The following is a 13,913-nucleotide window of genomic DNA, read 5'->3' as shown; positions in this document are numbered from 1 at the left end:
CGATTCGTCGCCGGTGTATAGTTCGCCGTTGCAGCCACTGCCCGTCATGCCGACGGACAGCCCTGCCACAGGACCCGCAGTCACAGCCTTCCCAGTCGGCGAACGACGCATCCGAAACCACGCCGGTCGCGTACAACGATCGACGCGGGCATCCCAAGCCGGCGCCGTGCACGCCTCCAGGCGAAGCATCATCTGGAAGGTGGGCACGATCCAATTTTCGACCATGGAGCCCGGATCACCATGAAGTCCATCTACACGATCGCGCTGGTCGGCCTGCTTGGCGTTACGGCCAGTGCCCATGCCGCCCTCAAGCCAGGCACGCAAGCGCCCGATTTCACCGCGCCGGCCTTCCTCGACGGCCACCCGTTCACCTTCAACCTGGACAAGGCACTGAAGCAGGGCCCGGTGGTGCTGTACTTCTTCCCTGCTCCGCACACCGCCGGCTGCGATATCGAGGCGCACCTGTTCTCGCAGGCCATCGACAAGTTCAAGGCGCTGCATGCCACGGTGATCGGCGTGACCGCCGGCAACCTCGACCAGCTGGCCATCTTCTCGAAGGAGACCGCGTACTGCAGCGGCAAATTCCCGGTGGCTGCCGACAAGGGTGCCAAGATCGCCAAGACCTACGACGCGACCCTGTTCATCCGTCCGGGCTGGTCCAACCGCACGTCGTACGTGATCGCACCCTCCGGCAAGATCACCTACAGCTATTCCGACCTGAGCCCGAACAAGCACATCGAGAACACGCTGAAGGCCGTCGAGGCGTTGGAGCACAAGACCGGCGGCATGTGAGGTCGGCAGCGACCCCACACACTACGGCAGTCACGCAAGGCGGCGGCAACGCCGCCTTGCTTCAGGCGAAACGTCAGGCAAAACGCGGCGGCCGTTCGCCGGCAACAGCCACCTTCGCTTCCAGTGCGGCACCAACGCGCCCCAGCGTCCCCTCGTCGAACAACCGTCCGATCAGCGTGACGCCGTAAGGCACGCGATGCGGCTTGGCCAGCTTCGGTCGCGGATGCTGCGGATTCGGTGCCCAGTCGCTGCGTATCTGGTCCACTTCCACGAAACCCGTACGCAGGGTCAACGAGGGCTGGCCGGTCATGTTGGAAATCACCATCATCTCGTCACGCAGCGACGGCACCAGCAGCAGGTCGACCTCGCCCATCACGCGCTCCATCTCCATCGCCACGCGGCGGCGCATGCGGTCGGCCTGCACGTAATCCACCGCCGACAGGAAGCGCGATTCGCGGAACGTGTTCGGCCAGGCGTCCGGCGTCTGCACCCGCATGTGGTCGGCTGCGCCGGTCAACGTCAGCTCCTCGAACGCGGCAGCGGACTCGGCAAACAGCAGCAGGTTGAGGTCGTCGTACGGCCAGTCCGGCAGTGACACCTCGGTGGGCACCAACCCCAGTTCACGCAACTGCTCCAGCGCCTTGCGGTCCAGTTCGGTTGCCGGGGCCTGCTTCATCCATGCAGGGAAATAACCCACCTTCAGGCCCTTGATCGAAGCGGCGGCGTCGTAATCCAGGTGCGCCGGCACGCTCGCCGTGTCGCCCGCGTCCACACCGCTGATTGCATGCAGCACCAGCAGGGTGTCTTCCACCGTGCGCGCGATCGGGCCCAGCTTGTCCATCGTCCAGCACAGTGTCATGGCACCGGTGCGCGGTACGCGGCCGTAGGTCGGACGCAGGCCGGTGGTGCCGCAACGCATGCACGGGCTGATGATGCTGCCCTGGGTTTCGCTACCCACCGCAAAGGCCACCAGGCCCGCCGCCGTGGCCGATGCCGGACCGGCACTGGAACCGGACGAACCTTCCTGCAGCAACCACGGGTTTTTGGTCTGGCCACCAAACCAGATGTCGTTGAGCGCCAGCGCACCCAGGCTCAGCTTGGCCACCAGCACCGCGCCTGCCTGGTCGAGCTTGCGCACCACCGCCGCATTGTCCTTCGGCACCCGGTGACGGAATGGCTCGGCGCCGTAGGTGGTGCGGATGCCCGCCGTGTCCAGCAGGTCCTTGGCACCCCACGGAATACCATGCAGCGGACCGCGGTAATGGCCTGCGGCAATTTCCTTGTCGGCCTGCGCCGCCTGCGCCAGCGCGTGTTCCTCGCACAGCGTGATCACGCACAGCAGTTCCGCATCGAAACGCTTCAGCCGTTCCAGGTAGATCTTCGTCAGGCGGGTCGAGCTGAGCTTGCGCGTGCGTATCCACTGGCCAAGCTGGCCCACACTGGCAAAGGCGATGTCGTCGTCCTTTGCAGGCAAGGCACGCACCGGCACCGGCGCAGGCAGAAAGCGGTCGCGCGACGGGCCGACATGCGCACGCCCAAGCTCGGGAAACCAGGTAGTGGCCGGGGCCAGCCCTTCATGCAATGCCACCTTGCGCGGGCCGGTGCGGCGTTCCAGCAGGCCAGCCATCGACGTGGGCCAACTGGTCACCGCCATCTGCCGCTGCGCCTCGGTCATGCTCACCTGCGCCAGCTTCTCGGCCTCGGCAAACGTAGCGGTAGTCAACTTCGGACCAACCGGCGGCGCGGCATCAAACGTGCCCGGTGAACCCGGTGGTGGCGCAGCCTGGGGTGGATTCTCCCCCGCTGTCTGTGCCACCGCACTACCGGCCACCACCGCACCCAGCAGGCCAAGCGGCGCCTGGGTCAGGAAATCACGACGAGTCTTCATGGTTCTCCCCATGCGCTTCGCCCCCGAAGCGCGTTGCTGTCGAAACCGACGCAACCGCCTGCAAGACCCCGGCGGTTGCCATGGGCCTATTAAACAAGGTTCGGGGACGGGCGTGCCAGCGGTGTGGGTGGCGCCTCGGTCTTGTCTGCACCTTCCCGGGAGCTAGGCCATCCGGGACAACGACATTGAACGGACGCGAAAGCTGTCGATCCCGAGACTCCGCTTTCGATGACGTGTTCGTCGACAGCGACGTACATCAAAAGTAGGTATTCATGCTTCCGAATCAGGGAATACGCCTACATGAGCAAACTCACTGAAATAAGTAACCTGACTCCGCCGTGTAGACATCCGTCGTGATGCCATGACCAGTCTTCGCCGGCACAAGCGAAGCCCGGTGAATTTCATGCATACGGGTCAGAAATACCGGTAACAAGGGGACAGGGAGTCATATTGGTGAATCAGGAATATTCCCAATGCCGCACTACGCATAGTGTTCGCAAAGAACGTGCTCTTAAGCCTCCCCTGAAACGGTCATCTTTTTCGCGCTTTTGCCGCCTGACCTGTGTGCTTTTGGTCGCATTCGCACTGGCTGGATGCGGCACCCCACCAGCCAAGAATTTCGGCGGCACGTGGAGACCGGTAAATCGTTACCCGTCATCGCCTACGGCGATTCCACTAGGGCGGCCATACGTCTACTTTGCGACGCCCATGGACAGCACACTCAAGAACATGCTGACCCGCTGGGCCAAAGACACGAACATGTCACTTTCCTATCGCCTGCCGTACGACTACACGTTGTACGCACCAGTCTCGGGTATCCATACGTCACGAGTCCATGTGGCCGCTGCGCAGCTCAATGCCATCTACGCCCCCGAAGACCTGCGTATCTCCATCGGTGAAAGACAGATCGTGGTCGAGCCGGCAAACAAGCCGACACCCACCGCATCAAACCACGCCATTCCGCAAGTCGGCCATGGGCATGGCCCGCAATCGAACGATCGCTCTGGAACCTGACCCATGCTCAAACCCAAAATCGAAGCGACGCAGACCGACCGGGCCCTGGCCAAATCCGTCAATTTCGAATTGACCATCGCGGATATCGCCAAGCGAAGCGAGCGGCGCGCATGGATCGTGGCATTCAGCGCCATCATGCTCGCCCTGATACTGATCGGCGGCTACTTCTACATGCTGCCACTGAAGCAGAAGGTGCCATATGTCGTCATGGCCGACGCCTATACCGGGACCAGCTCACTGGCACGACTCACCAACGACTTTGCCAGTCGTCACATCACCACCAACGATGCGATCAACCGAAGCAATGTCGCGCACTTCGTTCTCGCGCGTGAATCATATGACCTGTCGACCATCGCCATGCATGACTGGTCGACCGTTCTGACCATGGCTTCACCCGGTGTGGCCATGGCCTATCGTCGCTGGGTATCTCCGCAGAACCCCGATGGGCCATACCAAAAATACGGCCGAAAGCGTGCGATACGCATCAAGATTCTCAGCATCGTTCTGATGGGATCCGGGCCGAACCGGACGCCCAAGGGAGCGACCGTGCGGTTTCAGCGCAGTCTCTACGATGAGGCCAGTGGGGCTCTTCACCCCATCGACAACAAGATCGCCACCATGATGTTTGCCTACAAGCCCGACCTGCAGATGAGCGATCAGGCGAGGATAGAAAATCCGCTCGGTTTCCAGGTGACCTCCTACCGGGTCGACAACGATTACGACACGACGCCACCGGCGCCTCATGAGGCTACGCCATTGGCGGAGCCTCCCGCCTCTCCATCGTCCGGCGATACGAGCCATCCATCATCCGTTGACTCATCGGTTACACAGGAAACAGGTGCTCCTAGAGATGCAACGAATACCGTAAGCGGCACGGAGCAACGCCAATGAAGCGGGCATCTTTCCTTCTGCTGCTTGGTGCGGTTGGTGCATCATCGTCCATCATTCCGCCTGCAGCGTCGGCTCAGGCAGTTCAGCAATACCAATACATACCGGATCACATCTACGAGGTACGCACAGGGCTCGGTATCACGACCCAGATCGTGCTCAGCCCAAGCGAAAAGGTTCTCGATTACAGCACCGGTTTCAGTGCTGGCTGGAACCTGACGCGCAGGGCGAACGTCTTCTATATCAAGCCGCGGAACGTCGATGTGGATACCGACATGATGATCCGCACGGCAACCCATGCCTATATCTTCGAACTGAAGGTTGTCGCTACCGACTGGAAGTCGCTGGAGCAGGCCAAGCGTGCGGGCGTCCAGTACAAGATCACTTTTACCTACCCTGCCAATGCTGTCTTTTCGGATGCCTCGAACAAGGTTGCCAAGCCCTCCGAACTCAATACCCATCTGGTCAAGGGTCGTTCCTACAACTTCAGCTACGACTACGCGACACGCGACACCAAGGCAGCATGGCTGATACCAGTCAACGTCTACGACGACGGTCGCTTCACCTACATCAAGATGAGCGACATGAAGCAGTTCCCGACCGGGAATTTTCCGGCTGTCTACATGCGTGAACACGTGGGTGGAAGCGATGAGGTCGTGAATACGACGGTGAAGGGCAACACGATCATCGTCCACGGGACATATCCGTATCTGGTCATACGCCATGGCGACGATGTCGTGGGTCTGAGAAGGAACACAGCACCGTGAGCACGAACACGACACCACCGAACGGAAGCGAGCACGACGCCGGTCATGCAGCCAGCCAGGGAAATCAAGATCCGCTGGCAGACAACCCCTACTCCAACCGGCATCAACAGGAGCAGGAACCAGACCTGGATGCAGGCGCGCCCGTTCTGAAATCAGCCGAACTTGCGCGTATGAATCGACGCGCACTCTATTTCCTGGCCGTTGTGGTTGCACTGCTTCTGCTGCTCGGCTTCTGGCTCATCAAAAGCGCCACGCATCACAGCATCCCGCCAAAGCCTCGATCCGAAACGCTGGTCATTCCGTCGGCACCACCGGTCCCACCACCGCTTCCGAGCCCCGTCATCCATCCGGTTCAGGCAAACGCCATTCCTGTTCTTCCCACCGTGCCAACGGTGCCGCCCCTTCCCGCGCGACGGGACGGTTCCGGCAGCCGGACCATGTCGCTGCTGCAGCGTCGTGCCATGGACAGCAACGGGCAATCCGGGATCGAAAATCCCATCCAGAATGCCACGGCAGGCCTTGGTCTACCGGGAAGCGATGCAACCATCGCTGTCGACAAACCGTCGCAGGCACATCTACTCAAGGATCCCGAAACGTTGCTGGTCCGAGGAACGTATATCCGATGCGTGCTGGAAACCCGCATTATCACAGACATACCCGGCTTCACCTCGTGTGTGGTGACAGAGCCCATCTACTCCTTCGACGGACACACGCTGCTGTTGCCGAAGGGCTCGAAGGTGCTTGGCAAGTACCAGAACGTGCCGAACGGCTCGCGTGTCGCCGTACTGTGGGATCGCATCATTACCCCGGGCGGCATCAACATAGACATGCAAAGTCCGGGTATCGACCCGCTGGGTGGAGCGGGATACCCGGGCTATGTGGATTCGCACTGGGGGAGCCGGATAAGTGCGGCCTTGCTGATCAGCATGCTTAGCGATGGCTTCGCCTATGAGGCTGCAAAGCATGGCCCATCGACCGCGAGCATATCCAATGGCGTGGTTGTCCAGACACCCTTCCAGAGTCGAACCGCGCAGACGCTTCAGGACCTCGCCGGACAAGCGGTTCGCCGGTCAGCCAACCGTCCAGTCACGATAACCATCAACCAGGGAACCATCGTTGATATTTACGTCGCTCGCGACGTCGATTTCAGCAGCGTGGCGTCGAGACTTTGAAAGGCCGGCTTTGACAGGACAGGAACTCACGAAGAAACCACGGATCATGGACGAAGCAACCGCCAGCACCGAAATCTCCAACGAATTCCTCGACTACCAGTACGAGGTATTGGGCGTGCGCGAATTCATGACATCGCCGGATGTCACCGAAATCTGCATCAACCGACCGGGTGAGCTTTATCTCGAAACCCGCAGCGGATGGACACGTGTGGATGTTCCCGACCTGACCTTCGAACGTGCGCGGCATTTCTGCACCGCCGTCGTGAACGAAAGCAATACCGGACAACGCATCACTGATGCCGACCCGGTCGTGTCCCTCACCTTCCCGACCGGCCAGCGCGCCCAGTTCGTGATCCCGCCGGCTTGCGAGGCCGGGAACGTGTCGATCACGATCCGCCTGCCCTCCCGGCATACCCGTACGTTGGCGCAATACGAGACAGACGGATTCTTCGACCAGATTGTCGAGGACACACACGCAATAAGCGTACATGACCGTGAACTGGTCGCACTGAAGTCCGACCGCAAATACGCCGACTTCTTCAGGATGGCCGTCGTCCACAAGAAGAACATTGTCGTATCAGGCTCTACCGGAAGTGGAAAGACCACGTTCATGAAATCGCTGGTCCGCCACATTCCCGCTGAAGAGCGTCTAATCACCATTGAGGATGCCCGGGAGCTTTTCATCGAGCAGCCGAACGTCGTTCACCTGCTGTATTCCAAAGGCGGACAGAGCACCAGCAATGTCACGGCGAAAAGCTGCATGGAAGCCTGTCTTCGCATGAAGCCGGACCGCATCATTCTTGCCGAACTTCGCGGCGACGAGTCGTTCTACTTCATCCGCAATTGCGCCTCGGGACACCCTGGTTCCATCACCAGTTGCCATGCCGGAAGCACCTGGCAGACCTGGGATCAGCTAGCCCTGATGGTCAAGGCATCGACCGAAGGTGCCGGTCTCGATTTCGACACCATCAAGCGACTGCTGATGATGACCATAGACGTGGTCGTTCACATCAAGGCACACCAAGGACAGCGCTACATCACAGGAATCGATTTCGACCCCGCCCGGCAACATGCAGACGGCAAGTCCTGATGTGTCGACGCAAGACCAAAGAGGCTGACTGATGTTACCCGCCATACCACCGACAAGCTGTCCGAACCTGGAGGTCCCGGCCCAGGTAATGAGCCATCTCATCAATGTCGAATCGAGTGGCAACCCCTTTGCGATCGGCGTCGTCGGTGCCCGACTTGCCCATCAACCAACGAGTCTTGGCGAAGCCGAGGCAACAGTCCGCATGCTGGAGTCCAGGGGTTACAACTATTCCCTTGGAATCACCCAGATCAATCGTGCCAATCTCGCGCGCTATGGCTTGAATTCACTCAGCCAGGTCTTCGACCCTTGTCTGAACATGGCCGTCGGGTCGCGCATCCTGTACCAGTGTTATGCCCGGTCCGATCAAGACTGGGGCAAGGCATTCAGTTGCTATTACTCGGGCAACTTCGCAACCGGTTTCCATGACGGTTACGTGCGCAAAGTCTATGAGTCCATTCGCCGTGGTCTTGCCGCCGCCGATACTCGCCCGCCGGCTCAGGCTATTCCGTTGCGACAGACTGCAGTCATCGCCAACAGGGCCCGACCCATGCCACACGCGGGCAGCTCGGCCTACCGTATTGCGATACGCAGCATGGCACTCGACACCCTGACCGATACCCTCGTCGAGGGTTACGCGAAAAGCACTCCCACCCTGGCGCCCCCAGCACCTCGGCAGCAGGCATCAGTCACGGCAACCGGCAAAGCGCAAACGAAACCGCTCTCCCCGCCCCCTGTCAACGCAAAGCCTGACGCGCAGGGACCCTTCGTTCCGCGCGTGACGGTATCCGGCACATCATTCGGCTCGACCATGCAACCCAAGCACGAAAAGCCGTCCAAACATATCGATCATCCAGCCGAGGGGAGGGACAGCGCCTTTGTTTTCTGAGGCTCGCTCGTCTAGTGCGGCCATGCACGGCATCGGGCACAGGAAACCCCAGAAATCACACGACTCGACACACGCCACTGAGCAGGATGCAACTCCAAGGTATTCGCCGAAGGGCGACTCCCTTGCTTCTACCGCCTACCGAAAGGAATCCATCAAGATGACGCCGAACATTATCTCCAGCACATCCAAGCATCAGTCGAGCCAATCCTCGGTCGCATTTGCATGGCGAGCAATGCTTGTTCTGCTGCTTATCCCTGGCATGGCACTGGCCCAGACAGCCAGCGATACGGCTACCACGACCTGCGGTTTTTTCAACAATGTCGACACCGTATTGAATGCCGTTTCGATCATTGTCGTAACCATCGCCATCATCTTCACCGGCTACAAAGTTGCCTTCGCCCACGCGCGTATCAGCGAGGTGGCACCTGTGTTGATCGGCGCCATTCTGATCGGGGCAGCCGGCCAGATCGCCAAGATGTTCCTAAGCAACAGCGCGGGCAGCAGCGCCTGTTCGGCTCCGACGACCATGGTGACCCACTTCATCAACAACTATGCGGATTTGGCTCGACACCTGCTGATTCACTATGCATAAGAACGCGCTATTCCGTGGCTGTACGCGCCCGCCCATGTTCATGGGCGTGCCTTACGTACCGTTTTTCATGGGAGCGGGCGCGTGCATGCTGCTGGCGCTGTATTTCAATCTCTTCTTTCTGCTGCTGCTTCCGGTCGTGATCTTTGTCATGCGGCAGATGGCGAAGCGCGACGAAATGATCTTCAGGTTGCTCGGCCTCCGCATGCAGTTCCGTACACGCGTTCGGAACCTGCGGGAAAACGATGGCATGTGGGTGTTCACGCCCAACAGCTATCGAGGGCATCGCAACGGCAAATAACAAAGCACCTGCCATGTGCAGGTCATGACATAAACCCAACCGGTATTGCACATGTTCAACCCGGACACTCCGATCAGCGAATTCATTCCCATCTCGACGCACGTTTCACCAACGGTCTTGAAGACGACCGGTGGCGATTTCCTGCTGGTCTGGCGTCTCGGCGGGCTGCCTTTCGTGGGTCGCGAGGAGTGGGATATCGAGCATCGCCACAATACCTTCAACCGCATGCTTCAGACCTTGCGGGCGCCCGATTTCGTCAATGTCGCGTTCTGGGTTCATGACGTACGCAGGAGACGCCGTGTCAAGGAGCACAGCCATTTCGATCAGGCGTTCAACCAGCAGTTGTCGGACACCTACTTCCAGGCCTTGTCCACGCAGAAGATCATGCAGAACGAGCTTTATCTGACCATGATCTACCGCCCTATCGTGGGCGGAAAGCGTCTGGTCGAAAAATCGGCTGATATCGGACGCCTCGAGGCCGAGCAGAACCAGGCAGTCGAGAAAGTGCAGGAACTGGCAGGCAATGTAGAGGCCGTGCTGAAGGATTATGCGCCTTACCGTCTTGGCATGTACGAAGCCGAAAACGGCATCGTGTTCTCCGAGACACTCGAGTTCTTCGGCTATCTGGTCAACCGTATCGACGAATCGGTACCGGTTCTCGATGCGCCGGTCTACAGCTATCTCCCAGTCAGCAAGCACCGGTTCTCGAAAAAGAGTGGCGACTACGTGCTCACCTCCCCCGACGGGACCAACCACTTCGGCGCCATCCTCAACATCAAGGAATACACCGATGGCACCTATCCCGGCATCCTCAACGGTTTGAAGTATCTCGACCTCGAATACGTCATCACCCATTCGTTCAGCCCGATGGGGCGACACGACGCGCTGAAAGCCCTTGAGCGCACGAAAGGCATGATGATCTCCTCGGGCGACAAGGCCTTCAGCCAGATCGCCGAACTGGATCAGGCCATGGACGAGCTTGCCTCCGGCAATTTCGTACTGGGCGAATACCACTTCACCATCGCAGTCTATGCGGCAAGCCAGGCCGCACTCGCCCAGCAGATAGCCACCACCCGCGCCGAACTCTCGAATGCAGGCTTCGTCTCGGTGAAGGAGGACCTGGCCGTCACCGCATCTTTCTACTCGCAGCTACCCGGAAACTGGAAGTTCCGCACACGGCTGGCCAATGTCAGTTCGCTTAACTTTCTTGGGCTTTCTCCGCTGCACAACTTCGCTACCGGCAAGAAGGAGAACAATCCCTGGGGTGACTGTGTCACGACACTACAGACCACCAATGGTCAGCCCTACTACTTCAATTTCCATGCGACGCACCCGGCCGAAAATTCGCTCGGCGAAAAGGCCATCGCCAACACCATGGTGATCGGCAAATCCGGCACCGGCAAGACCGCGCTGATCAACTTCCTGCTCAGCCAGGTGCAGAAGCTCAAGCCCTCGCCCACCATCTTCTTCTTCGACAAGGATCGCGGTGCCGAGATTTTCGTGCGCGCTTGTGGCGGCAACTACCTGGCCCTGGAAAACGGCCAGCCCACGGGTTTCAACCCGTTCCAGTGCGAGAGCACAGAGGCCAACGTGCAGTTTCTGGCTGAACTGGTCAAGGTGCTGGCTGGCAAAAGTGTCTACAGCGCACGTGAAGAAGATGACATCTTCCGGGCCGTGGAAGCCATTCTCGACACGCCCATGCGCTTGCGGACACTGACCAACTTCCAGAAAAGCCTTCCCAACATGGGCGACGACGGTTTGTTCATGCGACTGCGCAAATGGACCGCAGGCAATTCGCTGGGCTGGGTCTTCGACAACCCGGTCGACACGATCGACCTGGAGAAGGCAAACATCATCGGGTTCGACTACACCGAACTAATCGAGAACTCGGAAGTACGCGCACCGGTCATCAACTACCTGATCCACCGCCTGGAAGCACTGATCGACGGACGGCCGCTCATCTACGTGATGGATGAGTTCTGGAAAATTCTCGATGGCAAGGGCGGCCTGAAGGAGTTCGCGAAAAACAAGCAGAAGACCATCCGCAAGCAGAATGGCCTGGGCATCTTCGCAACGCAGAGTCCGGAGGATGCTCTTGCGAGTGACATCGCCGCGGCCCTCATCGAGCAGACGGCCACCATGATCCTTCTGCCCAATCCCAACGCCAGCCGTGACGATTACATCGACGGGCTCAAGCTTACCGAAGCGGAATACCAGGTCATTGTCAGCCTGGACGAACGCTCGCGCTGTTTTCTCGTCAAGCAAGGGCATGCGTCGTCGGTATGCCAGCTCAACCTGCGCGGCATGGACGACGCGCTCTCCGTCATTTCGGCATCCACCGACAACATCGACATCATGCATCGCGTTCTGCGCGAACGCGCCCGGACATTGAGCGTCTCCATGGACGAGCTCAAGCCCGAAGAATGGCTGTCCAATTTCTACGAAAACCGCAAAGGGAGTGGGAAGCCGGCGCCCGTGAGGACAACGACATCAAACACGCACGTAGCCGGACACTGACCTGGCCAACCGCGACTATGGAGAAATACACCATGCATGACGCCACCCATCCAACTAGGACCCAAGGCACACTGCGCCCGCGCCGCCTGAAGCTGTACGTAGCCCTGACGCTTGCCTTGACCATGTATGCCACGACCTCGTGGGCGCAGTGGGCTGTCGTCGATGCCGGCAACATCGCCAACAACAAATTGGGCTTCGCCACACAGCTCGCCAAGACCGTGGAGCAATACCAGAAGCAGATCCAGCAATACACCACCCAGCTTCAGCAGTATTCGCAAATGCTTTCCAGCATCAAGGGGCTGAACATAGGCATGTCACTCACCCCGAACCAGCTGACGCCCATCAGCGACCCCAACAGTCTCGTCCAGGCCAACTGCGCAGGAGGCTCCTCGGGCGGGTTGCTTGGCAGCGTACTCAACAGTCTCGGCTCCATCGCCAATCAGTCGATTACCCAAAGCCAGCAGCAGATCTGCGCAAAGATCGTCTTGACCAAAATCGACAAATACAACAAGACCGTCGACATGCTCGACCAGGTGAACAAGTACAGCAATACGTTCCAGCAGGTACAACAGACCGGACAATCCATCGACACCATGGCCGACTCGGGAAGGGCCAACAACCAAGCCCAGGTCTACAGCAGCGCACTCAACACCCAGATGGCCAACTGGCAAGCCCAGATGCAGGCCGACGACGCCATCATCCGCACGCTGGAAGACCAGCAGTCGATGCTTGCCAATATCGCCTTGAACGGCGGCAACGGTTCCATGCTCGATAGCGCCTTGCCCAACGTCACGTTCCAGACGGCCATATCGAATATTCAGTAACACTGCACAGATTCGGTCCATGACCGCGTCGAATCGAATCCGCCAGAACGAAGTGTCAGCAAGGACAAGTCAGATGTATTGGAGCACGTGGCAATGACCAACTTCGTCTTCTTCACACTGATCTATGCGTGGCTCAGTCACAAGATCGATGCATTCGGTGATGCCCTCATGGGGCGCATGATGCTGTGGGTCGCGGGTATCGCCACGGTGCTTGTCACGTTCTGGATCATGATCACCGGCTATCGCGTCATGACCGGTCAACTGCGCGAGCCGTTGATGGCCGTGGTCACGCACATGGCTCGTGTCGTCATCATCCTCTCGGCGGCCACCACCATGTCCGTGTTTGGCGCCAACCTCAACACCTTCCTCACCACTGACCTTGGCAACGAAATCAACCAGGCCGTCAGCGGCAACAGCGACAGCCTCTACGCCACGATCGACAAAAACCTCGCCTATACCGAAATAGCAATGAGCGCCATTGATGCCATCCAGTTGGTGCCCGGGAACACCGACCTCGCCAACCAGAAGGAACATGCGTCCTTCTGGGCAGGCTTTGGCACCGCCGGACCACCGATGACCGCTGCCGTCATGTTGCTCATGTATCGATTCGCCATGGCTTTGTTCATAGGCTTCGGGCCACTATTCATCCTATGCCTGATGTTCGAACAGACCAAAAGCCTGTTCAATCGCTGGCTGATGTACGGCATCGGCACCTTGTTTTCCCTCGCCGTGCTCAATGTCATTGCCGCCATGGTCATGCAACTCAGTATCGGTATTGCCGCCGGCATGTGGAGCGTCACCCTGATCGAGCATTTCACCGGCGGCTCCACCGAGGGACTGTCCCATCAGGCACTGGAACAAGGCGGCATCGGCCTTCTCCTCACCATGCTCATCATCACCGTGCCGCCCATGGCGGCCAATTTCTTCCAGGGGACACTGGGGAATTTCCTACACTACTCCGCTTTCGGCGGCTTCGGTAGGCCGGGGCCACAAGGGCAGCCACCCGGAATGTATTCATTCTACAGCGAGCAGCAAAGCAAAAATCCGAACGCAAGCGAAGGCAAAACTCCACACATGTACCATCCGAGTCGCGTTCCTAGCACTACACCATCCAACGCCGACGCCATTAAGCCTCGGCCAGTAACGCCTTAGCTAACCACCTGCATCGCTTATGGATTGACAAAA

Annotated in this window: 13 protein-coding genes; 12 read left to right on the top strand and 1 reads right to left on the bottom strand. The window is 59.2% G+C overall.

The window, feature by feature from the left end; translation table 11 throughout:
* Nucleotides 1-240 precede the first annotated feature (240 nt).
* A complete protein-coding gene (locus RA164_RS07435; RefSeq protein WP_329743316.1) occupies nucleotides 241-792 on the top strand; it encodes a peroxiredoxin in 552 nt (183 codons plus the stop codon).
* A 73-nt stretch (nucleotides 793-865) separates the two neighbouring features.
* Here the strand turns inward: RA164_RS07435 and RA164_RS07430 are convergent, their stop codons facing one another.
* Nucleotides 866-2,680, bottom strand: coding sequence for an amidase (locus RA164_RS07430; protein WP_329743315.1), 1,815 nt, complete (start codon nucleotides 2,678-2,680; stop codon nucleotides 866-868).
* Between the two features lie 708 nt (nucleotides 2,681-3,388).
* Between RA164_RS07430 and RA164_RS07425 the strand changes: the two genes are divergently transcribed.
* The 11 genes from RA164_RS07425 (at nucleotide 3,389) to RA164_RS07375 (ending at nucleotide 13,880) form a co-directional block, all read left to right on the top strand.
* Entirely contained in the window at nucleotides 3,389-3,694 is a 306-nt protein-coding gene (locus tag RA164_RS07425) for a hypothetical protein (RefSeq protein ID WP_329743314.1), read from the top strand.
* Nucleotides 3,695-3,697: 3 nt separating this feature from the next.
* Nucleotides 3,698-4,585: a VirB8 family type IV secretion system protein gene (locus tag RA164_RS07420; RefSeq protein WP_329743313.1), complete on the top strand. Its 888-nt coding sequence runs from the start codon at nucleotides 3,698-3,700 to the stop codon at nucleotides 4,583-4,585.
* Complete coding sequence (locus RA164_RS07415; protein ID WP_329743312.1) at nucleotides 4,582-5,349, top strand: TrbG/VirB9 family P-type conjugative transfer protein; 768 nt, start codon at nucleotides 4,582-4,584, stop codon at nucleotides 5,347-5,349. The genes RA164_RS07420 and RA164_RS07415 overlap by 4 nt, the downstream gene beginning before the upstream one ends.
* On the top strand, nucleotides 5,346-6,521 hold the full coding sequence (locus RA164_RS07410) for a TrbI/VirB10 family protein (protein WP_329743311.1): 1,176 nt from the start codon (nucleotides 5,346-5,348) through the stop codon (nucleotides 6,519-6,521). Before RA164_RS07415 ends, RA164_RS07410 begins: the two co-directional genes overlap by 4 nt.
* A gap of 46 nt (nucleotides 6,522-6,567) precedes the next feature.
* The gene (gene virB11, locus RA164_RS07405) at nucleotides 6,568-7,611 is read left to right on the top strand and encodes a P-type DNA transfer ATPase VirB11 (protein WP_329743310.1); all 1,044 of its coding nucleotides are present in this window, start codon (nucleotides 6,568-6,570) and stop codon (nucleotides 7,609-7,611) included.
* Nucleotides 7,612-7,699: 88 nt separating this feature from the next.
* A complete protein-coding gene (locus tag RA164_RS07400; RefSeq protein ID WP_412731075.1) occupies nucleotides 7,700-8,497 on the top strand; it encodes a lytic transglycosylase domain-containing protein in 798 nt (265 codons plus the stop codon).
* 157 nt (nucleotides 8,498-8,654) lie between these two features.
* The gene (locus tag RA164_RS07395) at nucleotides 8,655-9,089 is read left to right on the top strand and encodes a TrbC/VirB2 family protein (RefSeq protein WP_329743308.1); all 435 of its coding nucleotides are present in this window, start codon (nucleotides 8,655-8,657) and stop codon (nucleotides 9,087-9,089) included.
* On the top strand, nucleotides 9,082-9,387 hold the full coding sequence (locus RA164_RS07390) for a VirB3 family type IV secretion system protein (protein WP_329743307.1): 306 nt from the start codon (nucleotides 9,082-9,084) through the stop codon (nucleotides 9,385-9,387). The genes RA164_RS07395 and RA164_RS07390 overlap by 8 nt, the downstream gene beginning before the upstream one ends.
* A gap of 51 nt (nucleotides 9,388-9,438) precedes the next feature.
* Nucleotides 9,439-11,904 carry a VirB4 family type IV secretion/conjugal transfer ATPase gene (locus RA164_RS07385; protein ID WP_329743306.1) on the top strand — a complete coding sequence of 822 codons (2,466 nt, stop codon included), beginning with the start codon at nucleotides 9,439-9,441 and terminating at the stop codon, nucleotides 11,902-11,904.
* A 32-nt stretch (nucleotides 11,905-11,936) separates the two neighbouring features.
* Nucleotides 11,937-12,728 carry a hypothetical protein gene (locus RA164_RS07380; RefSeq protein ID WP_329743305.1) on the top strand — a complete coding sequence of 264 codons (792 nt, stop codon included), beginning with the start codon at nucleotides 11,937-11,939 and terminating at the stop codon, nucleotides 12,726-12,728.
* Nucleotides 12,729-12,821: 93 nt separating this feature from the next.
* Nucleotides 12,822-13,880: a TrbL/VirB6 family protein gene (locus RA164_RS07375; RefSeq protein ID WP_329743304.1), complete on the top strand. Its 1,059-nt coding sequence runs from the start codon at nucleotides 12,822-12,824 to the stop codon at nucleotides 13,878-13,880.
* Nucleotides 13,881-13,913 lie beyond the last annotated feature (33 nt).

The organism is Dyella sp. A6 (assembly GCF_036320485.1).
In the GTDB taxonomy this organism is placed as follows: Bacteria; Pseudomonadota; Gammaproteobacteria; order Xanthomonadales; family Rhodanobacteraceae; genus Rhodanobacter_A; species Rhodanobacter_A aluminiiresistens.
This window is presented reverse-complemented; position numbering and strand designations above follow the sequence as displayed.

Coding starts and splice junctions, on each gene's coding strand:
- RA164_RS07425 (WP_329743314.1), top strand. CDS start 3,389: ATGGACAGCACACTCAAGAACATGCTGACCCGCTGGGCCAAAGACACG.
- RA164_RS07380 (WP_329743305.1), top strand. CDS start 11,937: ATGCATGACGCCACCCATCCAACTAGGACCCAAGGCACACTGCGCCCG.
- RA164_RS07430 (WP_329743315.1), bottom strand. CDS start 2,680: ATGAAGACTCGTCGTGATTTCCTGACCCAGGCGCCGCTTGGCCTGCTG.
- RA164_RS07385 (WP_329743306.1), top strand. CDS start 9,439: ATGTTCAACCCGGACACTCCGATCAGCGAATTCATTCCCATCTCGACG.
- RA164_RS07420 (WP_329743313.1), top strand. CDS start 3,698: ATGCTCAAACCCAAAATCGAAGCGACGCAGACCGACCGGGCCCTGGCC.
- RA164_RS07400 (WP_412731075.1), top strand. CDS start 7,700: ATGAGCCATCTCATCAATGTCGAATCGAGTGGCAACCCCTTTGCGATC.
- RA164_RS07415 (WP_329743312.1), top strand. CDS start 4,582: ATGAAGCGGGCATCTTTCCTTCTGCTGCTTGGTGCGGTTGGTGCATCA.
- RA164_RS07395 (WP_329743308.1), top strand. CDS start 8,655: ATGACGCCGAACATTATCTCCAGCACATCCAAGCATCAGTCGAGCCAA.
- RA164_RS07390 (WP_329743307.1), top strand. CDS start 9,082: ATGCATAAGAACGCGCTATTCCGTGGCTGTACGCGCCCGCCCATGTTC.
- RA164_RS07435 (WP_329743316.1), top strand. CDS start 241: ATGAAGTCCATCTACACGATCGCGCTGGTCGGCCTGCTTGGCGTTACG.
- virB11 (WP_329743310.1), top strand. CDS start 6,568: ATGGACGAAGCAACCGCCAGCACCGAAATCTCCAACGAATTCCTCGAC.
- RA164_RS07375 (WP_329743304.1), top strand. CDS start 12,822: ATGACCAACTTCGTCTTCTTCACACTGATCTATGCGTGGCTCAGTCAC.